14 protein-coding genes are annotated in these 24,808 nt (G+C 69.0%); 1 reads left to right on the plus strand and 13 read right to left on the minus strand.

Annotation, left to right across the window (positions count from 1 at the left end):
- The 12 genes from WKR98_RS28795 to WKR98_RS28850 form a co-directional block, all read right to left on the minus strand.
- Entirely contained in the window at positions 1-987 is a 987-nt protein-coding gene (locus WKR98_RS28795) for a FecR family protein (protein ID WP_341435363.1), read from the minus strand.
- Positions 988-1,054: 67 nt separating this feature from the next.
- Positions 1,055-1,573, minus strand: a complete 519-nt coding sequence (locus WKR98_RS28800; protein ID WP_341435364.1) for an RNA polymerase sigma factor — start codon at positions 1,571-1,573, stop codon at positions 1,055-1,057.
- 1 nt (position 1,574) lies between these two features.
- Entirely contained in the window at positions 1,575-2,156 is a 582-nt protein-coding gene (locus WKR98_RS28805) for an STN domain-containing protein (protein WP_341435365.1), read from the minus strand.
- A 245-nt stretch (positions 2,157-2,401) separates the two neighbouring features.
- Complete coding sequence (locus tag WKR98_RS28810) at positions 2,402-2,671, minus strand: hypothetical protein (RefSeq protein WP_341435366.1); 270 nt, start codon at positions 2,669-2,671, stop codon at positions 2,402-2,404.
- Positions 2,672-2,714: 43 nt separating this feature from the next.
- Positions 2,715-3,230 (minus strand): YbjN domain-containing protein, encoded by a 516-nt coding sequence (locus WKR98_RS28815; protein WP_341435367.1) that lies wholly within the window; start codon positions 3,228-3,230, stop codon positions 2,715-2,717.
- A 25-nt stretch (positions 3,231-3,255) separates the two neighbouring features.
- Entirely contained in the window at positions 3,256-4,188 is a 933-nt protein-coding gene (locus WKR98_RS28820) for a peptidylprolyl isomerase (protein ID WP_124690098.1), read from the minus strand.
- A 45-nt stretch (positions 4,189-4,233) separates the two neighbouring features.
- Entirely contained in the window at positions 4,234-4,929 is a 696-nt protein-coding gene (locus tag WKR98_RS28825; RefSeq protein WP_341435368.1) for a hypothetical protein, read from the minus strand.
- A gap of 10 nt (positions 4,930-4,939) precedes the next feature.
- The gene (locus WKR98_RS28830; RefSeq protein WP_341435369.1) at positions 4,940-6,775 is read right to left on the minus strand and encodes a putative porin; all 1,836 of its coding nucleotides are present in this window, start codon (positions 6,773-6,775) and stop codon (positions 4,940-4,942) included.
- 50 nt (positions 6,776-6,825) lie between these two features.
- Positions 6,826-7,542 (minus strand): energy transducer TonB family protein, encoded by a 717-nt coding sequence (locus tag WKR98_RS28835; protein ID WP_341435370.1) that lies wholly within the window; start codon positions 7,540-7,542, stop codon positions 6,826-6,828.
- Positions 7,543-7,552: 10 nt separating this feature from the next.
- Entirely contained in the window at positions 7,553-7,963 is a 411-nt protein-coding gene (locus WKR98_RS28840) for an ExbD/TolR family protein (protein ID WP_124690101.1), read from the minus strand.
- Between the two features lie 14 nt (positions 7,964-7,977).
- The gene (locus WKR98_RS28845) at positions 7,978-9,777 is read right to left on the minus strand and encodes a DUF2341 domain-containing protein (protein ID WP_341435371.1); all 1,800 of its coding nucleotides are present in this window, start codon (positions 9,775-9,777) and stop codon (positions 7,978-7,980) included.
- A 55-nt stretch (positions 9,778-9,832) separates the two neighbouring features.
- On the minus strand, positions 9,833-11,464 hold the full coding sequence (locus WKR98_RS28850) for a ShlB/FhaC/HecB family hemolysin secretion/activation protein (RefSeq protein WP_341435372.1): 1,632 nt from the start codon (positions 11,462-11,464) through the stop codon (positions 9,833-9,835).
- Between the two features lie 235 nt (positions 11,465-11,699).
- Here WKR98_RS28850 and WKR98_RS28855 point away from each other — a divergent pair, with 235 nt between their 5' ends.
- Positions 11,700-12,068 (plus strand): hypothetical protein, encoded by a 369-nt coding sequence (locus WKR98_RS28855; RefSeq protein ID WP_341435373.1) that lies wholly within the window; start codon positions 11,700-11,702, stop codon positions 12,066-12,068.
- Positions 12,069-12,082: 14 nt separating this feature from the next.
- Here WKR98_RS28855 and WKR98_RS28860 read toward each other — a convergent pair whose 3' ends face one another.
- On the minus strand, positions 12,083-24,676 hold the full coding sequence (locus tag WKR98_RS28860; RefSeq protein ID WP_341435374.1) for a filamentous haemagglutinin family protein: 12,594 nt from the start codon (positions 24,674-24,676) through the stop codon (positions 12,083-12,085).
- Between the last annotated feature and the right edge of the window lie 132 nt (positions 24,677-24,808).

Here is a 24,808-nt window from a genome sequence, read left to right on the forward strand (position 1 = left end):
TCAGCTCAGGATGACGACGCCGCCAGGCAAGGCGCGCGCGGTCAGCGAAAACGAATGCTGGATCTGCAGCAATGCGGCGTCCAGTTCCTTGATCGAGAACCGGCCGCTGACCGCGCTGTCGCTTAGCGCGTCCGCCAGCAGCACCACGCGGCCGGCACGGTAGCGGTTGATCTCGGCAATGACATCGGCGAGCCGGTCCTGCCTGAAGACGAGCATGCCCTTGCGCCAGGCGGCGGCATCGTCACCCCTGACCGCCACGGTGTCCTCCAGCAATCGCCCGTCGTACGAGATCTGCTGCCCGGCCGCCAATACTCGCGTACCGGCCGGATGCTCGACACGCACGGTACCGGCCAGGCACGTCACGCATGCACGGCCGCCCGTGCGCCTGACCTGGAAGCGGGCGGCGCTGCCCGTGCTGGTCCCCGCGGCGGCCCGCACCACGAACGGTCCGGACGCGGTCTCCATGTCGATGGCCGTTTCGCCGTCGAGCACTTCGATGCCGACCGGCCGGCCATCGGCCACCTCCCGGCGTACCCGGGTCCGCGTGTTCAACACGATATCGACGCGGTCCGCCACCACCACATGCCGCTGCTCGCCCGGGCCAGTATCGAAATCCGCGCCCCATTGATCCACGGCGGGCCACAGTCCGAACGGCGGATGGATCACCGCGACCGCCGCAGTGGCCGCGGCGCCGGCGGCTGCCCCGAAGAATGCCCGGCGCCCCGCCCGCGCCACGTCGGCGCGCCGGACGACAGTGCCATCGCCGGCCAGCACCTGCCCGATCGCCGGCTTCATCAATTGCCATTCCTTGCGCGCCTCGGCAAAGGCAGCGCCATGCCGGTCGCTGCTGCCCCGCCAGCGGTTGAAGGCCAGTGCGTCCCACTGGCTGACCTGGCCGGACATGAGCAGACGCACCCAGGCCCGCGCCTCCTTGCGCAGCATCTCGTCGGATTCGGGCCCCAGGGAGGGCGTAGGCAACGCGGTCATCGGTTCGACCTTTCCTGGCTCGTAATGGAGAGACGTGCCGGCGACGCCGCATTCCCAAATTTTTTTATCATTTGCCGCGCCCTGTCCGTGCCAGGCAATAGTCCTGCGCCTTCTTCAGCTCGTATTCCACGGCGCGCACGGAAATTCCCAGTCGCCGCGCGACTTCGGCCTGCGACAGCCCGTCCCAGCGCACCAGAATCAGCACCTGCCGGCATCGCTCGGGCATGCGCTCGATCGTCCTGACCAGCGCCTGGACCTGGGCACGATCCTCGGCGGCCTGGGCCGGGCCGGGCGCCGGATCGGGAAGCTCGACCAGAGACTCGATCTCCTCGACCGACAGCATCCGGGTATGGGCGCGCTGGGCGTCCACGGCAGCGTTCACCGCCATGCGCAGCAGATACGAATAGGGACTGGCGACGAATGTGCCGCGCTCGTCCTGCGTCTGCAGCCTCAGCCAGGTGTCCTGCAATGCCTCGCCGGCCAGCTCCGCGTTGCCCAGCCGGCGCGTAAGCTGCCGCTTCAGATCGTTGTAGCGCTGCACCAGCAGCGACCGGAGCAACGGCCGCGCGTCGTCTTTCTGGCTCATGCTAAGGCGCCCGGCCCGGGCATTCCCTGCCCGCGATTTCGGTGCGAGGCAGAATGATCAGTGTCAACGGCTGCGGCAGGCCGGCGGGCGGAGGCGCGAACCGGGTCCGCGCCAGATGGCCAAGGATGGCCGCGTCGCGCGCGCCTTCTCCGGTCGAACCCAGCAGCCGGATCTCGGCCCTGCCGATGCTATCCACCGCTACGCGCAGCAGCGCCCGGTAACTGCCCGGCACGGTCAGCCTGTCCGCGCACAGCGCATCCATCACCCGCGCCTGGACCATGCCGCCGTAGCGCTCGGCGTTCGCCGCCGAGGATTCCAACTGGTCCGCCCGCAAAGATTCGGCGCCTTCTTCCGGCCTGAGCACGAACGCATCGATCGCGCCGGTGCCGACATCGTCGGCGACCAGACCGGTTCCCGCCAGCATGAGGTCAAGCGCCTTGCGGCCGGTGTACATGCCCTCGACAGCGGTCGACATCCTACCGGCCACCAGCGTGTCGCGATACAGCACGGGCCGGCCCGAGACCCGCGCATAGGCGTCCAGCGCCGCGCCGAGTGGCTGCGGGGGCAACTCGAAGCGGATCAACGCGCGTTCTCTTTCTATCGGCGGCGCCTGAGCCCGGGCAGGCAACGCCATGTCCGGCGACAGGCAGAAGAGAACCGCCCATCCCCACGCGGCGGCACCGGCCTTGCTTGCGACGAATGATGATCGATACGTACATGCGGAGGGGGGATGAGCGGGCAAACCCTGAACTCCATTCCGGGGTGCAGGGATCGTAGTGTCGCCATGTGACGACGATGTGAAATATGACTGCTCGGTGAAAGCCGCCCCTAGCGCCGACCGCCTCCGCCACCCTGGCTCACGGCCTTGGCCTTGCTCGATTTGTAGGCGCGGCGGGCCGCCTGGATCTCCGCGCCCGAAATGCCCAGCTCCGCCATGGTCTCCACCAGCATGCGCAGCAGCCGTTCGCGCTGCCGGATGCGGACGGTCTCCACGCGGCGCGTCCGCTCGAGCTGGCGCGAGGTCGCGTTCAATCGCCGCTGGATGGCTTCCTGCACGGCGCCTTCGGCGTCATGGTGGACATCGATCGTCTCCTGCATGTGCTTCTCCCGTGTCACCAAGCGATCCGGCGGCGATGCGGCGTCAAGCCGCCGCGGCGGCTTGCTCGCTTTCGGCCGGCTGGCCGGCCGCGGGCTGCTGCCCCTCTTCGGCGCGGAAATTGCGCAGGTAGAGGAAGAACTGGCCCATCATCTGCGTCCAGATCTGCGCCGCGACAACCAGGTGGTTGGGCGCCACGCCGCCGGCCGCCACCACGTCCATCTCCAGCACGACGAAATCGCCATGCTGGGAAACGCGTGCGAAACGCTTGGTACGGTGCCATTCGGTCAACAGGCCGGCCGGCAGATCGCCGCCCTGTACCCGCAGCGGGCAGCTGAAGGTGAAATCGGCGTACTGGCCCTTGGCCTGGGCATTGCCCCAGAGCACCTGGAAGCCCACACCGTGGCTGGCGCTGTGCAGGCGGACCACGCCATCCTGTTCGATCGGGGTCACGGCGCAGCCGGCGGCCTTGATGGCTTCGGCCACCTGGTCCGCGCCGACGAAAGTCAGTACCTGGGCCGCGGTGTTGTCCACGGCGGCCTGGTTGTCGTTCTTGCTCATGTTCTGTCCTGATGATGAATGATGTTCAGTTGGCCTTGCTCATCGCGGCGTCCAGCGCCGCGCTGTCGATCTTGACCGAACCGGCCGGCGCCAGCCTGGCCATGTAGGCCTCGATCAGTTCCTGCTTGCGCTGCTGCCGCAGCACCTGCTGCAGACGCGGCTTGACCTCTTCCAGCGTCGCGGTGCGCGGTGCCTGCGATTCAAGCAGCTTGAGCACGTGTATGCCCGCCTGGGACTGGACGGGATCGCTTACCTGGCCGGGCTGCAGGCGGGAAACGGGCTCGCGCACCTCGGGCAGCAACTGCGCCAGGGGCAGGGTTCCGACGTCGCCGCCGCGCGCCGCCGAGCGCTCGTCCTGCGAATGCTTGCGCGCCAGTTCGGCGAAATCGCCGCCGCGGGCCTGGGCCAGCAGTTCCTGCGCCTGGGCGCGGGCCTTGGCGACAGCCGCGCCGTCGTTGGCCGGCGCCGCCAGGAAGATCTGGGCCACGTGATAAGTGGCGGGAAGCTGGAAGCCCTCCTTGGCGCGCTCGTAGGCCGCGCGCACGTCGGCTTCCGAGGGGTAGCCTTCGGGAAGCTGCGCCACTGAATCCAGGTACGAGGTGGCGACGATGCGATCCGTGACCTCGCGTACCGCCGCGTCCACGCGCGCCTTGATTTCGGCGCGCTTTTCCCAGCCCTTGCCCTGGGCTTCCTTGAGCAGCGCCTCGCTGGCCAGGCGTTGGCGCAGCCAGTTCTCCAGGCCGGCGCGATTGCCCTTGATGGCATCGCGCTCGGCGTCGGGCATGCCGCGCAGGAGTTGCTCGACCTCCTGCTGCTTGATCGAGACGCCGCCCACGCTGGCGACTGCAACGCCGCTGTCCGCTGCGTGAGCCGTGGCGGCGACGCCCAGCCAGGCGGCGAACAAGGCCGCAAGAACGGCCGGCATGGAATGCGTGGAGGGGTTCTGCTTGAGTTTCATGACTTCGACTTCCTTCTCTGATCGTGACTGCTACTCGCGCCCTGGCTACTGGGCTGCGGCCGACGCCGCACCGCGGGCGTCGAACCGGCCTTCGTACAGTTTGTCGCCGAACTGCTGCGCCGTCTCGTCCAGCCTGACCCGCGCGGCGCCCGCGAACGGCTGGCGCGCGGACAGCACGGTGCCGACGTCCATGGTTTCGTAGGCATGGAGGATCTCCTTGCCCACGGCATACAGCTGGGCGTTCTTCGCCTCGCACTGGCCGATGGCGGTACGCTGCGTCGACGTCTCGGACGCCAGGCGCTGCCGCTCGGCCTCCGACGCCCGGGCCATCTTCAGCAGTTCGTCGTAAGCGTTGCGGTACTGGGCGACCTGAGCGCCGGCCTTCTCCAGGGCAGCCTCGGCCTGCTCCTTGAGCTGCACGCTGTCGTCGCGCGCCTTCTGCCGCGATTCGCGCTCGGCCGCCAACTGGGCCTTGGCGCGCGACAATTCGTCCTTCATCGCCGCCAGTTCGTCAGCCTTGGCCGGCGCCGCGGCGGCCCCCTGGCCGGCCTTGAGCGCCGCCAGTTCGTTCTGTGCCTGCTGGAGCTGGGAGGTCGTGATGCGCAGCTGGGCGCGCAAGCGTTCCTCCATGCTTTGTGCCTGCTGGGCCTGGACGCCGCCGGCGGCGGCGAGCAGCAGCACCGCTGCGCAGGCGGCCCCGCGCGCTACGGCCGCCGACGGCACTAGGGATGCGAAATGCACGTCGTTCTCCTTAGAAGCGGGCGTTGAACTCGACCTGCAGCATGTCGACGGAGAACGGCGTGCCGTAGACTTCCTTGGTCGACATCCAGCGGCCGGTGAACCAGGTGTTCTTGTCGATGGCGTACGAACCGCCCACGTAGTAGCCCTTGGCGTTCGTTCCCCCCAGATGGAAGGACGAATCGTTGTAGGCGTCCGGCAGGGCATCGGGCTCGATGCGCTTGTAGCCGGCCAGCAGGTTCCAGTCGCCGCGCGCCGTGGGCGCGGGCTTGCCGAACGTGACCTGCAGCATGTAGGCGTTGGCGCCGCTCTTGAAGTCCGAACGCCCGGTGCCGCCCGTGCCGCCGAAGTTGTTGACGATGCCGCCGCCCGAGCGGGTCCACATTTCATCGGCGTCATAGGCGAGGTTGCGGATGTAGTTCGCGTCCAGCCTGAGTCCGTAGCCGCCGGCGACCTTGGTATCCCAGCGGAAGTTCAGGTCCAGCAACTGGAACTTGGAGGCCAGCCCGACGTATTGCGGCATCTTCGTGTTGGCGGGATCCAGCGGATCGAGCGAGATATTGCGCAACAGCATCAGCGTGTTGCCCTTCTGCATGAAGGCGGGACGCGACCAGTCGGTGCTGCAATGGTCGGCGCCGGCATACAGGGCGCAGGGCTGCGACACCTTGCCGCTGATGTTGCGGAAGTCGTAGTACGCCACCGCGCCGCGCAGGCGGTTGTCCTCGTTCACCTTCCAGTTCGAACCGATCTGCGCGCCGATCAGCCACTTGTTGTGGCTACGCGCCTTGTCCTGGCTGGTGCCCGGGAAGCTGTCCGACGAATACTCGAGCGGGATCAGGCCCAGGCTGCCGAACAGCGACACATCCGGATTCGCCGTGAACGGCCGCTCGGCCTTCACGGCCAGGCCGTCGAAATTCAGGTCCGACGAGAACAGGGTGTCGGACGAAAAGAAGGGATTGCCGAACCGGCCGCCCACCACGGTCAGCCAGTCGAGCGGCTTGTGCGCCAGGTAGGCCTGGTCGAGCCAGACATTCTTCTTGCCCAGGCCGCCGCCCAGCGTCTGGGTGGTCGACACCGGGCTTTCGTCGCTGCCGGTTGCCAGCCTCACGCCCACTTCGGTGCGGTCCGAGAGATCGGCGTAGACGCCCAGCCGGGCACGGGCGCGGAATACGTTCTTGCGGTTCTCGCGGGTATTGATGGTGTTGGGCAGCGACAGATTGGTGTTGCCGTTGACGTCATAGCCGCTGCCCCGGTTGATCGCGGCCCAGTCCACCTCGATGTTGCTGTTGCCGTCCGAGTAGAAGCGCGACTCGTTGCGTACGCGCATGTCGCCCTCGATGCGGATGCGCTTGGTCCACTCGGGCGTCTCGTTGGGAGCCGCCCAACCCTCGGACTTGGCCTGGGCCATGACCTGGCCCTTGATCTCGTCGCGGATCTGGTCGCGCACGGTCTCGGGAATGTACGGGATGCGCACGTCGCCCGCCTCGGGGCGCAGCGCGCCGCCGGCGGCGCCTGCCGTCGCGGCAGCGGCGGCGGTAGCCGCCTGGCGCTGCGCCTGCTGCGCAGCGAGCGCCTCGGTCTGGGCCTGCGCCAGCAGCGCTTCGCCCACGTCCTTGGTCAGGGCGCCGCTCTGGATCAGGCCGCGGATCAGCCGGACCATCGCGCTTTCATTGGTCGCCGCGGTCTGGGCCTGGGCCGGGACGGTTCCCAGCAGCCCGACGACCGAGGCAACGGCGGCGGCGATGGCTCGGAGGCCGGGGCGGCTGCGCGCCGCTTGCGCGGCCGGCCGCCACGTCCGGGTATGGCTGCCGCGGGTCGCGCGGCGATCGGATGCTGTCGATTGATTCATGAGCGAATTCACGGAATGGGGTGGAAACGGATAAAGCTGCTGCGGCGTGTTCATGACGGACGCTGCCCCTTGATGGTCAGCCGCATCGGATAGCGCATCGAGGCGGGGGGGCGTTCATCGATCGCATCCGCGTCCCGCACCGCAGCCAGCACGGTCTTGTCGACTTCGGCGTCGCCGGTGCTCTGCACCAGTTGGGCCTTCGCCACGCGGCCGTCCGCGGTCAGCCAGAGATCGATGCGGATGTCCTGGAACGCCAGTTGACGGGTCCTCGCATCGCGCGCCAGCAGCCGCTGCAAGGCGCTCGAGTAATACGAGGCATACGAGGAATTGCCCATTCCCCCGCGCCCCGCTCCGGCGGATCCGCCGCCGCGGCCGGCCGCCACGCCAAAGGCATCCGTACCGGCCTGTGCGGCGCCGTCGATGGTGACGGGATCGCCCAGGTCCTGCGACGGGCTCGGCGGCGCGTCTTCCGGCGGCGCATCGAGCGGTTCGATCGGCGTAGGCTCGGGCTCGACGACGTCCGGCTTGACCTCCGGCTCGGGCTCGGGCAGTTTCTCAGGTTCGGGCGGCGGTGGAGGCGGTGGGGGCAGCATCAGCATCGGCGTTGCCGCCACCTCGCGCTTGGTACTGGCGGTATCCGCGAGCAGATACCACAGCAAACCTGCAAGAATGGCCGCCACGCCCAGCCCGATGACAAGCCCGCCCCAGCGGCGCCACAGGCGGCTGCCTGACGGAGCCTGGCGGGAGACGGGATCACGACTGATCACATTTCTCTCCTCAGGCCGGCTTGCCCGTCACCAGGCCGACCTGGTTGAGCTCGATCCGGCGCAACAGGTCGAGCACCTCGACCACTTTCGCGTATTGGACCGAAGCATCTCCGCGGACGATCACCGGGAAGTCGGGCGACAGCGCCTTTTCCGTGCGCAACCGCTCTTCCAGTTCGGGCAGCGTGACCGGATAGGCGTCCAGGAACACCTGGCCGGCGTTGTCGATGGTGATGGCCTTGGTCTTGGGTTTCTCCAAGGGGACCGAGGCGCTCGCCTTGGGCAGATCCACGCGGATGCCGGGGATGCTGGCGTTGCTGGTCAGGATGAAGATGACCAGCACCACCAGCAGCACGTCGACGAAGGGCGTGATGTTGATGCCGTTGGCACGCTTCTTGGTGCCGAACTTGGCTGCGGTTGCCATGATCGCCCGCTCCGTCAAGCGCGCTGCAAGGCGGGGCGGACCTGGCGGCCCGCGCCCTGCTCTTCGGCCAGGCGCGTGGAGAACTCATCCACGAACACGGCCATGTCGGCGCCGATGGCGTCCGAACGCGAGGCCAGCCAGTTGTAGCCGAACAGCGCGGGAATCGCGACACCCAGGCCGGCGGCGGTACACAGCAGCGCCGCGGCCATGCCGGGAGCGACCGAGTTGATGTCCACCGCGCCGGCCATGGCCGCCACGACGAACACCAGCATGATCCCGATCACGGTGCCGAACAGGCCGACGTAGGGCGCGCCCTCGATGGTGGTCGACAGCCAGTTCATGCGCTTGGACATGCGCTCGTTCTCGCGCACCATCACGCCGTCCATCGCGGCGCGGATGGCGCCGATGGTGGCATCCGACACCGCGTTGATGTCGTAGCCGCGCTCCTGGCGGCGACGCATTTCCTCGACCGCCACGTCATACAGGCGCCACAGCGACGAATCCTGCTTGACGTCTTCGGGCACGCGGTTGCTGTTGGCCAGGCTGTCGAGCGGCGCGCCGGCCGACTCGCGGAAGAAAGCCATGAACGAGCCGTTGGCACGCGACATGGCGCCATAGCTGCGGCCCTTGCCGATCATGATGGCCCACGAGACGAGCATCATCAGGCCCAGTATGGCCACGACCACCCAGGCATCCAGCGGCATGGCGGCCAGGATGAAGCCGAAGTGGCTCTTGCCCGCCTGCTGCTCGTCGGCACCGAAAGCGGTCAGGCGCGAATCGGCGCCTTGCGAGATGGCGTCGGCCAGGATCAGCGCGTCGGGACGGGCGACCTTGGACAGGCGCAGTTCATCGATGGCGCCGGTGAACGCAGCCAACGCCGGGGCGGAAGCCGCCTGGCCCGGCGCGGCGGGACGGGCGATGTCGCCGCCGACCGCGGCGGAAGTGTTGAAAGCGGGCAGGCTGACGGCCATGGCCGCGGCCTGGCGGCCGGCGACGAACAGCGCGACGTTGCCGGCATCGGACTTGACCGCGATATGCGACCACTGGCCGGCCTGGATGGGTTGGCCAGGGGCGCTGCGCTGGCCATTGACCTGCACGAACGGAACGCCCTGGTTCACCCCCACGACGAATTCGCTGGCGCCGTCGCGGCGAACGTAAAGCGCCTGTTCGGCGCCGAGCTGGTCGGGACGCACCCAGGCGGAGAACGTGAAGGGCGCGCCGGCCTGCAGCGACAGCGACGGCGAAGCGGGCAGCATCAGCGGCGCGACGCCTAGCTGGGCACCCTTGCCGATGACGGTGCCGTCGACGCTGACCACGGCGGTCTGCGCATGGTTGCCGTAGGCGGTGGTGTCGCGCGCCGGCACGTTGGCCTCGGCGAAGTGGTAGACCAGCGTGTAGTCCGGATCGAAAGTCAGTTGGCCGTTGGCCGAGGCGGGTGCCTTGGGATTGCCGTAGTACATCCACAGCTGCTGCGCGGCGCCGGCCGAGACGTTGGGCACGTCGACCCAGATCAGCGCGATGCCCAGCAACGGATCGAACTGCTCGATCTGGTGGTTGAGCACGGTCTTGTCGTCGCCCGCGACGAAGCGCAGGTCGGAGCCGTTCTCACCCACACCCTCGAAGCTGAAGTTGCCGGTATGCAGGCGCACCAGCACGGGGGTGCGGCCTGCCTCGCCGCCCAGGGCGGCTCCCTGGGGCGTGGCGTCGATGGTGATGGGCTTGCGGTAGGCCCAGTCGGGCTGCCACCAGGCCTGCGCCAGGCCGGGCAGGACCGCGCTCAGCATCGTGAGCGCGAGAAGCAGAATGCGTCGCATGGAAAACTCTCCGAAATCTTTTCTGAAAGACATGAATGGAAGCGAGTGGCGATGATCAATAACTGGCGTTGATGCTGAAGGTCACGCGCGGATCGTGCTTTTCCGTGCGGGGGCCGTTCCTGAGCGGATAGCCGAAGTCCAGCCGGCCGGATACGCGCTGGCCGATGCGGAAACTGGTTCCGACGCCCACCGAGGCCAGCGTGAAGCGCGACTGCTGCTCCGGCAGCGGATCCTGCAGGCGGAGCTGGGCGGCATCCACGAACGCGTACGCGCGCCAGTTCTCGACCCAGGTTCCAGCCCACGGCAGGGGTTTGGTGCGCCACTCGACCGAACCGACCAGGCCGTAGTCGCCGGTGGATTCGGCCGACATGTAGCCGCGCACCGAGTTCATGCCGCCGGCGGCGATCTGCTCGCCGGAGACCAGCGGCGAGTCGGTCATCTGTCCGGCCAGCCTGAATCCCAGTTGGGATTCGCCGGCGAAGTTGTAGGTCGCGTTGACGTCGGCCTTCAGCGCCATGAAACTGGGCTTGGCCTTGTAGCGCTTGTAATTGAACTGTTCCCAGTTGCTGCCGTAGCCGAACAGGCTGCGGGTGCCGGTCACGAACGACATGCCCAGCGCGTACTGGCCCCGCTCGGTCTGGCGAAAGCCCGAATAAGACAGCGTGATCGGCGCGTACTTGAGCGGTACTTCGTCGCCGGTGGCGCCCAGGCGCAGTTGTTCCTTGTTGCTCTTGAAGTCGATGCCGGCGCTGAAGGCGTGCCACCAGTCGCCCGCGTTGGGAACGGTGTAGGTGGCCTTCAGCCCGATGGCATGCCCCTTGCCGAGCACCGAGGTGCCGCCCACGGTGGAGACGTTGCTGTCCGAGACGTAGCCCGAAGCCTCGACGCTCCAGTTCGTGCCGCGCAGCGGCGCGATGTACGAACCGGACCACACCTTGGTCTGGTCCAGGTCCTGCGGCGCGCCGAAGAAACTCAGCGACGCGCTATGCCCCATCTGCCACAGGTTGTCGTGGCCGATGGAGGCGGTGGCCCGCAACGATTTGGTATCCGGACTGCGGTCGTTGTTCAGGCCCGCGCTGGCGCGCCACGGACTGTTGTCCTCCACCTTCAGGTCCACGTCCATGGTCCCAGGCAGCTTGCCCTGCCGGACCAGGGGCATCACCTGCCGGCGGCCGGTCCGGTTCAACTCGGTCAGTTGGGCTTGTGCCTTGTTGAAATCGGGGACCTGGCCTTCCGTCAGCGCCGGCACCTGATCCCGCACCTCGAGCGGCGACGAATACTCGGCCCCCACCACCCGGACACGCCCCACCTTGGTCTCGGACACCTGCAGGTAGACGATGCCGCCCACGACCTGCTGTTCCGGCAGATCGACGTAGACGGACTGGTAGCCCTTGGCCTGGTAGGCGGACAACAACGCGTCGCGCGCGCCTTCCATGTCCTTGAGCGTACGGCCAGGTCCTAGGAAAGGCGTCACCGCCTTCTCGATGGACCGCACGTCCAGCACCGTGTTGCCTCGCACGATGTACTCGTTGATGTCCACGCGGCGTTCCGCCCCGCTCGATGCGCCGGCCGGCGGCGCCGCTCCCGGCTCCTGGGCCAGCGTCAGGCCATGCGCCCCCAGCGAGAGCGCCGCCACGCAAAGGGCCCGCCATGCCGCCGACGGCCCGTTCTTTCTCAGCTCATGCATGTGTCGAATTCGTTTCTCAAGTAGTAGCCTTCGCGGCATCCCCTCCCGGCGTCATGCCGGAAGAGGCACAGGGTCCGGGTCGTTCCTTTGCTTAGACGGATGGGGCGGCCCCGGACTGTCGTTTGTCATGAAAAGTTCATGAAGAAATCGGCGGCCGGCGCCCTCCCGCGAATGACGCGGCGTCGAGGTAGAGAGAATCGATACCGGGTGCTACGCTGGCTGCAAGGAGAACGCCATGAACCTGCACCGCACACTGAACCTGTCCCTCGCCGCCCTCGCCTGCGCCCTCGTATCGGGCGCCGCCGCGGCGGCCGCGCCCGACAACGCCGAGGCGTCCTGCTTCGATGTCGAAGTCAACGGCCAACGCGCGCCTTCCTATGGATGCCTGACGCAGAAGCTGCAGCCCAAGCCCGCGCCGGGAAAGATGGAAGGCGGTCCCGAACTTGCCTCCGAAGCCATCGTCCAGCGCGCCTCCAACCAACTGGGCCTGTTCAACCGCGCGGCCATGGCCAACCGGATGGGCAACACCTTCGGCACCTCGGTCTATCCGCAACGGCCGCCTGCGCCGCAATACGGCAGCCCGATCTTCGGCGCGCGGCCCTAGCCGCGCCCGCCTCCTCATGGCCTGGGCAGGGCCGGCCGCCCTGCCTCCAGCCCGCGCCTTTCTTCCGGCGTCAGCATCGCGGCCTGCCCGGGACTCAGCGCCCCATGGCCGACGAATTTGAAAGCGCTGTCCGGGTCGTAGCTGGTGCGTTCGGCCGGCGTGCCGGCAGGCGTACGAGGCGATGCGCCATCCGGGACGGTCTCGTTGCCGAATCCCAGCACCCGCACGGTAAAGACCGACGGCAAGGCCTGGCGAGAGGCCGCCCGCTCGCGCTGCATCACGTCCTGCGCCGCCGTCGCCGCCTGCGAGGCCGCCGCGCTGGCGTTGCTCAGCGCCGCCACGTTCACCGCCGCCACCACCGGGATCCCCACCGACTTGCCCTGCACCTGGATGTTCTCCGCGTTCACCACCCGCAGCGCCGCCAGGTTCACGTTGCCCGACACCCGGATCCCCGCCTCTCCCGCGTCGATCGTGCCCAACGGCGCGATCAGGTCGATGTCGCCCGGCGGCACCTCGGGTATCGGATTGAGCGTGGCGATGCCCGCGCCGGTGCTCGGCGCCTGCGGCGACAGGGCCACGTTGCCCACGTCGTCGTAGACGCGGCGCTGCGGCGTGTAGACGATGGTGGTCTTGCTGCCCCGGCCGGCGTTGATGTCGCCTTGCGCCGACCAGCCCAGGATGTTGCCGCCGAAGGTGGTGAACACCCGGCTCTGGCCCATCAGGATGCTGTCCCGGGCATAGATGCTGATGTCGCCCTCGCCCTGGGTCAACAGGCCCGATCCGGGGCCGGGGTTGAAGCCGCCATCCACCCCGACGAGGGTGCGGCCGCCCGGCGTCATGATGCTGATGTCGCCGCCGAAGTTGGTGTGGATGCCGGCATCGAGCACGTCGTAGAAGGCGACGTCGTAACCCGGGCTGCCGATCGCTTCCCATTCCGACTTGGGGAGGTAGGTCTTGCCCGGAGTGGGACGGTTCTTCGGAATGCCGTTGACCCACTGGTCGTAGTAGAGCGCGCTGCTGAACATGGTCAGGTCGCCCTCGTACGTCAGCTCGTTGCCCAGCGCGTCCTGCTCGGGGAACAGCGTGGCGATGGCCTCGCGGCCCCGCAGATAGCTGCCGAAGCGCCGGCTGTCCGGATCGTTGTACTCCCGGCCCCCCACGCGCAGCTCCGCGTAATACACGTTGCGCAGGTAGGCGCGCTGCTGAGCCTCGGGCAGTTGCGCAAGGAATTCGCGCGCGTCCATGGTCGCGGCGTCGAAGTGCAGGTTCAGGCCATTGCTGCCGCCAAAGCGCTCGCTCAGCCAGTTCACCAGGTGCAGACCGCTTTCGACCTTGTACTCGCGCGCCAGGGAACGATTGGCTGCATCGGTGCGGCCTTCGGCCAGCGCGGCCGCGCGCACCGCATCCAGTTCCGCCTGCTTCTGGATCAGGAATGCCTGCGCGCCGGCTTCGTCTCCGCCGTAGCCGAACTCGCGCTCGAGCCACTGGGCAAGGCTCAGCCCGCCGCTATAGATGGTCAGGGCCTTGCCCGGCTGATCGCCGAAGGGCAGTCCCGGGTCGGCCTGGTTGGCCGGATTCAGGTAGCGGTCGGCGAAGTCGTCCCACCGCGCCCCCTTGCCCAGGCCGGCCGACACCACGATGCTGGCGCCGCCGCTGCGGTTGCCCGGCGTGACGTCGGCGACCGGTCCCAGGCTCTTGAACTCGCCCTGGTCCGCCAGGTAGACGTGCCGGCCCGCCGACACCTCGAGCAGGCCGGGGCCGACCACATAAAAGCTGCTGTGGCGGATGTCGCGTCCCGCTTCGACCACGGTGATGTCGTCCGCATAGGCATGCGCGAACAGGTTGCCTCGCATCTGCCCGTTGGGATCGTCCTTCCCCAGCGGCGTACCCGAATTGCTGATGTCGCGCCCCGCGCGGATCTCGGCCGGACCGCCCGCCTCGTAGCGTGAGCCTGCCCCATCGCCCAGTTGGATGATGTGACCGGCGCGCAGCCCGACGATGTCGCCCTGCACCGCGTAGTAGCGTGCCGACTCGCGCGCCGTCGGCAGGAAGGACGAGACATTGCCTCGCTCCACGGTGAAAAAGCCCGCGCCGCTGACGCGCCCGCCGCTGGAGGCCCAGCCGGAGAGCGACCAGCCCAGGGAATCCAGGCCGGCATTGTTCGCATAGAGCGCGCCGCCCCACTCGCCGCCAAAGGGATCGGTCATGCCGCTGAAACCGGGTCGCAGGGGATGGAACAAAGCCTGGGGATCCGCGGTCGAGGCCGAGATCGCATAGCCTCCCGCGCGGATGGAGTCCATGGCCAGCAACTGCAATTGGCCATTGCCGGTCGCCTTCGGGAACTGCGGCAGCAGCGGCGAGGGCGCCAGGGTGAGCGGCACGGCGATCTGCTGGTAGCCGCCCGGACGGCTCAGGTAGCCCGCCGCGCTGCTGACCCCGTAGTACAGGCTGCCGCTGGCTGCCGTGGCGCGCAGGATGGACGGATAGACGATGTCGTACTCCGAGCTCTGGTTGCGGCCTGCGGCCGGCGTGCGGCGATATTCCTGGTCGATGCCCTCCATCCAGGCGGTGGTGGGAGTCAGGTTGCCGCCCGCGCTGAACAGGTCGATCCCGGTGGCCGGGGTCCACAAGGAAAACCAGCTCCAGCCTTCGTACGCGGATGCGACGCCGTCGGCGCTGAAGGCGGGTCCGGTCAGCAGGCGCGTCCGGCCCGGATCGGCGGCGCCCCCCAGCACCAGGTCGCCGCGCGTCCGGATCTGCGCCAGGCTGTCGCCCAGCACCAGCACCGGGCCGCCCGAGGACATGGCCACCGCGGCCTCGAAGAGATCGCCGCTGCGCGTGTCCATCTGGTCGCGCATGCCATATTGCGTCTGGATGCCTCCCACCGCCCCCGCCTGCACGTTCAGGGCGCCGCGCAGGTTCACCAGGGTGCTGTTCAGATCGTGGTCGAAATGGCGCAACGCCGGATTCGGGTTCAGGCTGCCCCCCACCCGCAGGTCGAGGTCGCCGCCGCCGGTCTGCACCAGTTCGCCCGTCGGGGTAACGCGTCCCGTGCCCCCCACCACGAGATGCAGGGCCTGGCCGCGCGGGCGGCTCGCCACGTTGGTGCGGCCCACGTCCCGGCCGGCATTGCCCCGCCCATCGATCAGGCCGGCGTTGCCGCCCGCCTCCACCACGAGATTGCCGCCGCCCAGCGTGCCGACGCCCGTGAAACCGATCAGATAGGGCTGGGTCGCGTAGGGCGCGGATGCGTTCAGGTTCGGGGTGGTCTCCGAAGGCAGGTAGGTTCCGAAGTTGACCCACCAGGCGGTCAGCACCGCCTGGTCCGGATCGCGCTCGACGCTGCCGGTGCCCTGGCGCCACAGCCAGTTGCCTACACTGACGCTGTCGGGCTGAGCCCGCAGGTCGCCCAGCGGTTCGTTGTAGATACGCGCCCCTCCGCCGCCGCCCACCACGTCGCCTTTCACGTCGCCCTGCGCACGCAGCAGCACGTTGCCGCCCCCTTCCGGGTACCAGGCGTGATACAGGCTGCGGGAGCCGCCGTCGATCCAGGCCTCGAACTCGAGACCCTCCCGCGACAACAGGCTGTCATCGGGCAAGCGGCCGCGCGGCAGGTCGTAGCGGCTGGCCCATTGGGCCAGCGCCGCGGAGGGCGCGCCGGCTGTATAGACCCCGTACAGCGAGTCCATCGCGAAATCCTTGCCGGCCAGCAGATCGAGGTCGCCCGTGCCCGTGCGCAGCACGCTGAACAACTCTTGGCGCAGCGACTCCGCCTCGAGATCGTGGTCGGGCGGGATTTCCCGCACGGTGATCTCGGCAAGCGGGCCGGAGCCCCATTGGTTCATGTCGATGCCGCCGTTGGCCAGGAAAAGCTCCAGGGCCTCGCCCTCGATGGGCGCGCCCGGCACGATGTCCATCCCCAGCCAGGTCCAGTACTCCAGGTTGACCTCGGGCGACCAGCGGTACTGCGCCGGGGTACCCGTGCCCGGGACCGGCGTGCGCAGGTAGCCCCTGCCATAGTGGGTGTCGGCCAGGCGCAGCGTGCCCGTGCCCAGGGCGTTGACCCGCCGGGCATCGGCCGCGGCCAGGTCGGCCCCCGCTACCAGGCGCAGGTCGAAAGACTGCGAACCCGAAGACAGCATCGGCGCCAGGGCGAACGCCCGGCCGTGGTTGCCTTCGGCATCCGGCGCCCGCAAATCGACCCACGGGGCGCCATCCGGCAGCACGACCCGCGTCATCGACGGAATCCGCGCGCCCTTCTGCAGGCTCACGTCCGCGGCCAGCGTCACCAGCGACGAACGGTGCGGCAGGCGGGGCAGCGGCACGTCCTTGGGCCAGGTCACGGGGCCCACGGCGGTGTCGACCGTCATGCGAAAGCCCGCGCCCAATCTCATGCCGGGCTCGAGGATGGCGGGTTCGGCCAACACCGTGCCCGCCTGGTGCAGGACCGTTCCCTTCGCATCCAGGATGGCACCGCTCAGCACCGTCCCGGCCGGCAGCGTCAGAGGCTGAGCAAGCGGAGCGGCGACCGGCAGCACGCCGCCGGCCACCATGGTGAAGCCCGTCAGCGGCACCGCGTAGTTCAAGACATGCCGGCTTTCGAAGGTGGTGCCCGCGGCCAGCGTGACCCGTCCGCCTTCCGGCACGATCAGCTCGCCACCGAAGGGCAGCATGCCCGCGGACAGGATCCAGCCGTTGTCGTCCAGGGTCTGGCCGAGCCGGGAGGTGTCGAAGCCGTCGGTGATGCTGCCGTAGACGGCCAGGTCGCCTTCAGCGCGCAGCGCCAGCGCCCCCGCTTCGCCCGAGCCGTAGACGCCGGTCTTCTGGGTGTGCCGGTTCAGGCTCGCATAGCGATGGCCCGACAAGTCCAGGTCGCCATCGACGTGCAGGTCGCCGTCCGGGTTCACCGCCCGGTTGCTCACGATCTCCACGCCGGGACGCAGGTGGAAGGCATCCTCGTAGCGGCTCAGGCCCTTCAGGCGAACCTTCAGCGCATCGTTGGCCAGCGCATTGCCGATGAAGGCCACGCTGTCGGCGTGCTTCTCGTCCAGGTAGGCCTGGTCGACCACCTGGTAGCTGCGGCCATCGGCCGTCTCGTCCGTGCCGACCCGGGCATCGTCGTAGCGTTGGAAAGCATTGACAAAGAGGGACTTGGCGCCGTCGATGACCAGCGTGCCGCCGGCGTCGATCGCCACGTCCCGGCCACGCGCTCCGCCCAGGCGCGGCGCATTCAGCGCCACCGTGCCGTAGGCCGCCGGCGCGCCGTCCACGCTCACGTCCAGCCTGGCGCCGGGTTCCAGCACCAGGCGGCCGTCGCCCGAATCCAGTTCGATCACGGCCCGGTTGGGCGCCTCGATGACCTGGCCGTAGCTGTCGCGGCGCAACACCGTGGCGCTGGCGTCCAGTTGCGCCGTGCCGGCGATGGTCACGCCTTCGTTCGCGGCCAAACGGATGCTGCCCGCCTGTTCGCCGCTCGCGTCCACACGGCCCGTCACTCGCAGACTGCCGTTGTCGACCGAGACATTGATCTCGCGCGCCTTGAGTTCGCTGCCGATCTCCAGGCTGCCTTCCTTCAACTGGAAACTGCGGCCGCCGAAGACCTCGCCCGCCGTCAGACGGGCATTCAGGCCCGCAAAGTCGGCGATGTGCCGGCCACGGATGTCCACATACCCCGACGCATAGGGCACAGCGGTGCCGCCGGCGTCGTAATGGCCGGTGCTGCCGCCCAGGATCTGGCCGACCAGGCCGACCGTGCCCTCCAGGGCGGTGGCTTCGACCTTGCCGGCCCGGTTGAACCGGGCCGAGACATCGATGCTCGCGTCGGCATGCTGCAGCACGTCGCCGTGACGGCTCGAGAGCAGGACGTCGCCGCCCCAGCTGTACTTGCTGACATCGAAGAAGTCGATCTGGCGGCCGGCCAGGTCCAGCCGGGCTCCGGATGCCAGGTTCACGCCATCCTGGGCGGACAAGGCCAGCTTGCCGCTGGGCAGCAGCACGGCGGTGTCCAGCACCAGGTTCTTGCCGGCTTCCAGCGACAACTCGGCCCCCAGGGCGGCGGTCGAGGCGGCGGCATCGGGCAGCGGCGCCGTCGATCCCTGCGGCGCCACGACCACGATGCTGCCGCCGGCGCGCAAGGCATTGACCGAACCCGCCGCGCCGGTCAGCAAGGGCGTGGTGATCTGCAGGTCACCGCCCTGGTAGGTCCAGGACTTGCTGGTCTCGTCCCAGGCGCCTTGCGACTGGTACACCGACAGGGAACCCTTGTGATTGGCGGTCACGCGTTCGCTGGCGTTCAGGCTGACCGTCGAAAAACCCAGCGCCAGGCGGTCGTAGCCGGCAACGGTATCCGGACGCCTGTTCGGCCCGAAGCCGAATTCGATCGCCTTGGCGTCGACGACGAGTCGTCCCGACCCGGTCCCGGGCCCGCCCGCGACCGGCGCCTGCGGCGCCGTGGTCGCGCCGTTCCACACCAGGGTGTCCGTCTCGATGCGGGCCACGGTACCCGCGTCGCCATGGCCGTACAGGGCCGGCGCGCCCAGCACCAGGCGCTCCAGCGCCGACTTGCCGGTGGCCGGATCGAGGGTGCTCAACGTCACGTCGCCATAGAAGTTGAACGCGTCGCGCGCGGTCAGCACCAGGTTCTCGAGCGCGGGCGCGCCCAGGCTGGTGTCGCCCCGCAGCAGCCGTTCCAATACCTGCTGGTTCAAGGTGAGGCCGGGCGGCAGGGTTTGCGCGGCCGCGGCGGCCGCCAGCGCTTGCGCGCTGCCCGCGTTGATGCCGCCCATGGCCAGCGCCAGGTTGCGCGTGCCATAGCGTACCGACTCGCTCAGGATGAAAGCCTTGTCGGTCGCGGCCGTGATCGTGCCTTCCGAATAGAGCTGGGTGATGCCGGCGCAGTGCGCGCCGGCGGCGCACTCCCCGATCGAGATCGTGCCCGGGCCGAAAATGGTGTCGCCGGCGGCGGGCGCCAGCATGTCCAGCCAGCCATTGGAAACGGCGACCACGCTGCGCTGGCGGGGGAGGAAGACGTAGCCGTCGCGCGAATCCCAGGAGACATCGCCCTGGCCCAGGGTATTGATGCCCGCGCCCTGTTCGATGGTGATCCCGCCCCGGGGATCCCCGGTGACCAGGAAGACCTGGGCCGCCTTCAGCACCGCGCCGTCGCGCAGAGTAATGGCGCGCGTGCCCGTCCCCGAGGTGCCGAAGTCGACCATGTTGGCGTCCTGGGTCGCATCCAATCCAAAACGCGCCGTGGGCAGCGCACCCACGCCCAGGGTGGACGCCCCGATTCCGTTCAACACACGGGCATGGACCGAGGTGCCCTCGAAGCCTGCCGTCGGCGCCTGGCCATCGGCCAGGATCTCGATTCGCTCACCCTCCAGCTTCAGGGTGCCGCCATACCCCCCCTTGGCGGGAGCGAAGCGAACGGCGCCGGCCGCCACTTCCAGAGCGTTTTCGCCATCCACGCCCTTGCCCGGCGCCAAGGCCAGGATCTTGGCATCGCGCTCCAGCAGCGGGCGCGGCACGCCGTCGCGGCTGGCCCAGTTCAGCGCGAACTCGGCATAGCTGATTTCGTTGTAGTTCGAATACCGGCGCAGGGTATCGGCCGGCGTCAGGACGGCCGGCGTCGACAGACCGTCGATCAGGGACGTACCTGCATAGCCCAGGCGGACCGGCGCGGTGAACGAGCCGTTGCGCATGGGGCTGACCTCTCCAGGCGCGGCCGTGCTGGCCGCCAATCCGTTCAGCTCCACCCGGAACGCTCCCGGCATCAGCGCGTAAGTGGAGGGCAGCAAGGTGTAGGTACCGGCGGGCAGCCCCGGCACGCCTTGCCCGACCACGATTTGCCGGCCGATCAGCGGATCGCCCGCTCCGGCTTCCGCGGCCACCGGGGCCTGGCTCGCCTGCGCGCCGGGCACGATGGCGTAGACTGGATTGGTCGCCAGGCCCGGCAGCACGAAGCCGTCGCGGGCGCTCTGCACCAAGGGGTTGAGGCGCGCATCGGTCGAGCCGCCGCGTCCCGTCAGGAACGCGGCGCCACGCAGTTCCCCGCCGCCCGACAAGTCGAGCACCGCGCCCTCTTGCACATCGATGCGCTGGGCGGCCAGACCGACCTGCCCGACGCGGCCGGACCCGACGCCATCGTAGGCAACGTCGACACCGTCGTAGAGATAAGTCAGGCCGTCGATCGACCCGCCATAAGGCATGACCAGGCCGGTGGCGCTGACCGAGGTCAGGCTGCCCGGCAGCAGATCCACGCGCTGCACGGCATCGCCGCCAAGGCTGATCTGTCCCAGCGGCGCACGCAGCACGCCGCCCTGTCCGATGTTGGCGGCGCCCAGCGTCAGCCAGCCGAAGACGGAATAGGGAACCGCGGCCTGCGCATCGCCGGTGCGCTCGATCTTCAAGCTGCGCTCAGGATCGAAGCCCGCATTCCCTTGGCCCACCCAGATCTCCGCGCGGGCATGGGTGGCCGGATAGACCTGGCTGGCCGCCAGGAGCAGGTCGCCCGGCACGTTGAGCTTGCTGCGGTCGGCAGCCAGGGACCTCAGGAAGCGCAGGTCGCCCTGGCTGCGCAGCGTGGTGTGGTCGAAGGCGTCTCGCTCGACCGCCCGCGACTCGCCCGATGCCTGCGTGATCGAGCCGCGCGTGCCCAGGCGCACGTTCTCGATCACGTCTATCAGGTAGCCATCGATCGTCAGCGCGGAACCCGGCAGGATCCCAGGCGACAGACTGCCCTGGGGAAAGGGCATGATGTGGTGGTCCAGCTGGTTGCGCGTGGCGCCGGCCAGGCGCACATAGGGCGCCGACAACCGGACCTGCGCGCCGGGCTCGCTGCCTTCCCGCAGGCCCATGAAGCCGGCCGTCATGCGCAGGCCCAGGCCCAGGTCGAGCTCCAGCCCGCCTTCCAGGCTCAGGACGCCATTGACCAGCGCGGACAGCGTGTCGAAGCCGCCCGCCCGGATCGCGTCCGCGCCCAGGCGGCCATGGCCATAGACCAGCGCGGCATCGGCCTGCCCGGGCCGCAAGCCGGCCGGCAGGATCTCGGGAGACTGCTCGCGCACCAGGTGCAGCTCGCGCAGTGCGCGCACAGCATCGTCCGGGTTCTCGGCATTGGCATAGTTCGGCGACTCCAGGGCCACGGCGAGCGTGCCGCCCACGGCGCCGGCCCCCCCGGCGGCGGCGCGCAGCGTGCCGTCCAGGTACAAGCCGTTCTGGCTGCCCAGGTAGATCAGGCCGCCATTGGAGGCGAGCGGCGTATCGCGCCGGCCTTCGATGTCGACGGTTGCGGCGCTGCCCGAAGCATTGAGTTCGGCGCCCGGCCGCAGGATCACGAAGGCGTCCGCCACCTCGGCCAGGGTGGCATCGCGACCGTAGGTGCCGCCAAGCTCGATGCGGCCGCCATCATCGACAAGCCCGTAGCGCAGGCCCTTGGCGTCGCCCGCCACGTAGGCCTGGCCCGACACGTCCAGCACGGCCTCGGATCCGATCCAGATCGAACGGGCATGGCTTTGGGCGAGGCCGGCTTGCCCGAACCCGGCGGGGAGAATTTCGATGGCGCCGCCGTGTGCTTCCAGGCGTCCATCGACCCGGACCTGCCCGTTGGAAAGCAGACGGATCGTTTCGCGGGGATCCACTCGCACGGTGGCGCCCCGGCCTATGCTCAAACTGGCGACTTGCCCTATACCGCGCTCGCCGGCCAGCAGTTCCAGGCTGGCTCCGGCGCGCCGCGTCAGCTGAGCGCCGGCGGGGTCATCCTGCGTCAAGTCCGGAAGCCAGACCGACAAGGCGCCGTCCAGCTCGGCGCCGGAGGCCACCTCGCGTCCCGACTGGGAGTCAAAACGGAGCACCGGCATCGAGACGTCGACCGCCGCCTGCTCCGCCACCGCCAAGCCCCCCATGCCTTGCACCGCGTAGCGCGAAAAACCCAGTTGGAAAGTGTCGGCATCCAGATGCATGGGCGTGCGCACCGCCACCGACTGCGGCAGGCGGCTGCCCGCGGCGAGCACGGTACCCGGCGCAAAGACGGCGTCGACCGGCGACACGGTGCCCGCTTTGTAGACGCCCATCGACGGTGCCACGGCCATGCCCTGGGGAAAGACCGAAGCGGGAACGACCCAGCTCGTGGGGAAGTAATTCGGGCTGGAAATCGCGATGATGACCGTCCCGGCCTCGATGGGCGCCGGGTTGGACCATGCATAGACTCCGATCCAGCGACCATCTTGCGTCTGGATCGTGTAGCTCGAACTTCCCGTCGCCCGCGGCGGCGTCCAGGTGGCGGCCAGAGTCAGCCAACTGCTCGGGTCACTGGAGGTCACTCGCGGCGCCGAACCCAGGATCTCGCCCGCCGCGGCATGCGTGCGGGTGTACTGGTAATCCAGCGGCAGGACCGCGCCGGCCGCGATCGTGAAGGCCTCGTCCGTGACCAGGTCCACCAGCGAGGTCTCGCCCTCGCGCAGAACGCCGTCGCTGCCCTGCACCTGTCCGCCGATCACGATCGCCTCGCCGGACCGCAGCGACAGGCGCCCCCCGCCCTTGACACCGTATCCGCGGATCTCGCCCTCCAACGCCAGCTTCCCGCCCGCCGCACCCGAGGCCGCATAGGCATTCGCATGCAGGGACACGCTGCCGCCGCGCCCGCCGGACAGCGTCCCGCCATCGGCCTTGAGCGTCGCGCCCGAGGACACGTCCACCAGGCTGCCCGCCTCCAGCAACACATCGCCGGAGCTGGCCAGCAAGATCTGCCCGCCATCCACATAGGGCATTCCACCCGCGGAGGTCTTGTCCTGCCACAGGTTGGTCCACATGCCCCGGGCATCCAGGGTCACGCCTTCGCCGATGAGGGTACGCGCCTCGTAGGCCTGGGGCGGAGCGGACGCAATCGGCGCCTCCACCCATCCGCCATTCGCACCCGTCTGGCGGCTGACCATGTTGCCCAGCACGATACTGCCGCCCCGCGCCGTCAGGTCGGCCAGCACGTCCACCTGGGTCGCATGCAGCCCGATCTCGCCGCCCGGCGCGACGCCCACCGCCTCGCGCACTTCTATGCCGCCGGAGGCGTAGACCTTCAGGCCGCCGAGCGCCAGGCTGTCCAGCCACGCCGCCTCGAGCCCTATGCCGGAGTCCGGCGCGGAGCCGTCGCCGATCACCACACGTTCGACCACGGCGTCCGGGCTGTACCGCAGGTCACGGGTTTCCTTGTCGTAGACCGGCCGCAGATTGCCCACGATCAGCTCGGCCCGCCGCGCGGCCGCCGTCTGCGCCTGACGATACCCGTCCAGCCCAGCCTCGCGCGCGCGCACCTGGCGATCGCCCTGGTAGGTGCTGGTCTCGATGTCGCCCTGCAGCGTCGCCGCAGCCGTCGCCACCACCAGCCGGCCGCCGTCGCGGCCCACCGTATAGCCATTTTCCAGGCGCCGCAGCGGTGCGATGATCGGGTTGTAGAAATTCTCTTTCGCCGCATCGCCCCAGCGCGAAGCGTCGGTCTCGAAACCCCGGTACAAGCCGGTGTACAGCAAGTCGCCCGGCGCGGTGGAGGCCGCGTACAGATTGCCGTCCGAACCCTTCAGCCAGGTCCGGTTGACCCATCCCGTCTGCACGTCCAGGGTTCCCCCCGACAGATTGATGCGCGCCCCGCGCTGCGTGATCACGTCCGAGCCGCTGAACTTCACCGTGCCGCCCTGGGCCGACCACTCGCCTATGCCATGGCCGGTGATGCCCAGGTAGCCCCCCACCTCCAGCAGGCCGCCTGCCGTATACCAGCGGTCGCTCTCGTAGCCGTTGGTGCCGGCGCGCACCAGGACCAGGTCGCGGCGATCGAGCCAGATCTCGCTGTTGCGCAGCTTGTCGCCTTCGCGGTTAACCGGGGTGTCGCGCTGCTCGAAGCCTTGCACGTTGATCAGTACGTTGTTGGCCTCCATGGCGATGCGTACCCCCACGTGGCCGGACACGTCGATATCCGCCCCGTCGCGCACCTGCGTGCCGCCCGCCGCCTCGACGTAGACCTGGCCGCCGGTGGCCAGGGTCAGGCTGCCGCGTTCGAAACCGACGGTGCCGCCGCTGTCGATCTGCACCAGCGACTGGTCGCGGCGGTCCGCGATCTCGCCTTTCTCCTGCACCAGGGCTTCGCGCTGCACGTCCAGCGCCGTGGTCGCGCTCTCGTCGAGCAGGATGCTCGTCACGCTGCCTTCGCCCAGCACCACACTGCCCTCGGCATGCTCCGCGCCGCTGCGCAGGTGCACCGTGCCCCGCGTATGCACCGAGGTGGTCGACACGACGACCCCCTCCTGGCGCACCTCCTTGCCCACCAGGCTGATGTCTCCGGTCTTGGCCTGGATCAGGCCCCGGTTCACCACCCTGCCGGTCCCGCCTTCCTGCGCCGACAGCGCCTGCACTACCTGGCCCCGCGTCGTGGAGCCCTGGTTCGCGTCGGTACCCATACCCTTCCTGATCACGAAGGCATCGCCGGCCGATAGAACCACCTGGCCGCCATCGGTCGTGATCTGGCCCGCGTTGTGCACCTCGCCGCCCAGCAGCAGCACATAGCCGCCGCCCTCGGTCACCGTCTGCGGAACGTGCGTGGCGATCCGCGCCCCCCGCTCCACCACCACCTGCCCCGTCGCCGCGCCATGGCTGTTGCCGCTAGCCGTCGTTTCCAGGTCATTGGCGAAGCTCGGGATGTACCCGCTGCCCTGCGCCTCGCTGTACAGCCCCTTCTTGAACTGGCTGTCGGTCATCCC

The sequence above is a fragment of the Pigmentiphaga sp. YJ18 genome, from assembly GCF_038066655.1.
GTDB lineage: Bacteria > Pseudomonadota > Gammaproteobacteria > Burkholderiales > Burkholderiaceae_B > Pigmentiphaga.

Excerpts from the sequence above, each read along its gene's own strand:
- WKR98_RS28795 (WP_341435363.1), bottom strand. The coding sequence starts at position 987 with ATGACCGCGTTGCCTACGCCCTCCCTGGGGCCCGAATCCGACGAGATG.
- WKR98_RS28800 (WP_341435364.1), bottom strand. The coding sequence starts at position 1,573 with ATGAGCCAGAAAGACGACGCGCGGCCGTTGCTCCGGTCGCTGCTGGTG.
- WKR98_RS28810 (WP_341435366.1), bottom strand. The coding sequence starts at position 2,671 with ATGCAGGAGACGATCGATGTCCACCATGACGCCGAAGGCGCCGTGCAG.
- WKR98_RS28815 (WP_341435367.1), bottom strand. The coding sequence starts at position 3,230 with ATGAGCAAGAACGACAACCAGGCCGCCGTGGACAACACCGCGGCCCAG.
- WKR98_RS28820 (WP_124690098.1), bottom strand. The coding sequence starts at position 4,188 with ATGAAACTCAAGCAGAACCCCTCCACGCATTCCATGCCGGCCGTTCTT.
- WKR98_RS28830 (WP_341435369.1), bottom strand. The coding sequence starts at position 6,775 with ATGAATCAATCGACAGCATCCGATCGCCGCGCGACCCGCGGCAGCCAT.
- WKR98_RS28840 (WP_124690101.1), bottom strand. The coding sequence starts at position 7,963 with ATGGCAACCGCAGCCAAGTTCGGCACCAAGAAGCGTGCCAACGGCATC.
- WKR98_RS28845 (WP_341435371.1), bottom strand. The coding sequence starts at position 9,777 with ATGCGACGCATTCTGCTTCTCGCGCTCACGATGCTGAGCGCGGTCCTG.
- WKR98_RS28850 (WP_341435372.1), bottom strand. The coding sequence starts at position 11,464 with ATGCATGAGCTGAGAAAGAACGGGCCGTCGGCGGCATGGCGGGCCCTT.
- WKR98_RS28855 (WP_341435373.1), top strand. The coding sequence starts at position 11,700 with ATGAACCTGCACCGCACACTGAACCTGTCCCTCGCCGCCCTCGCCTGC.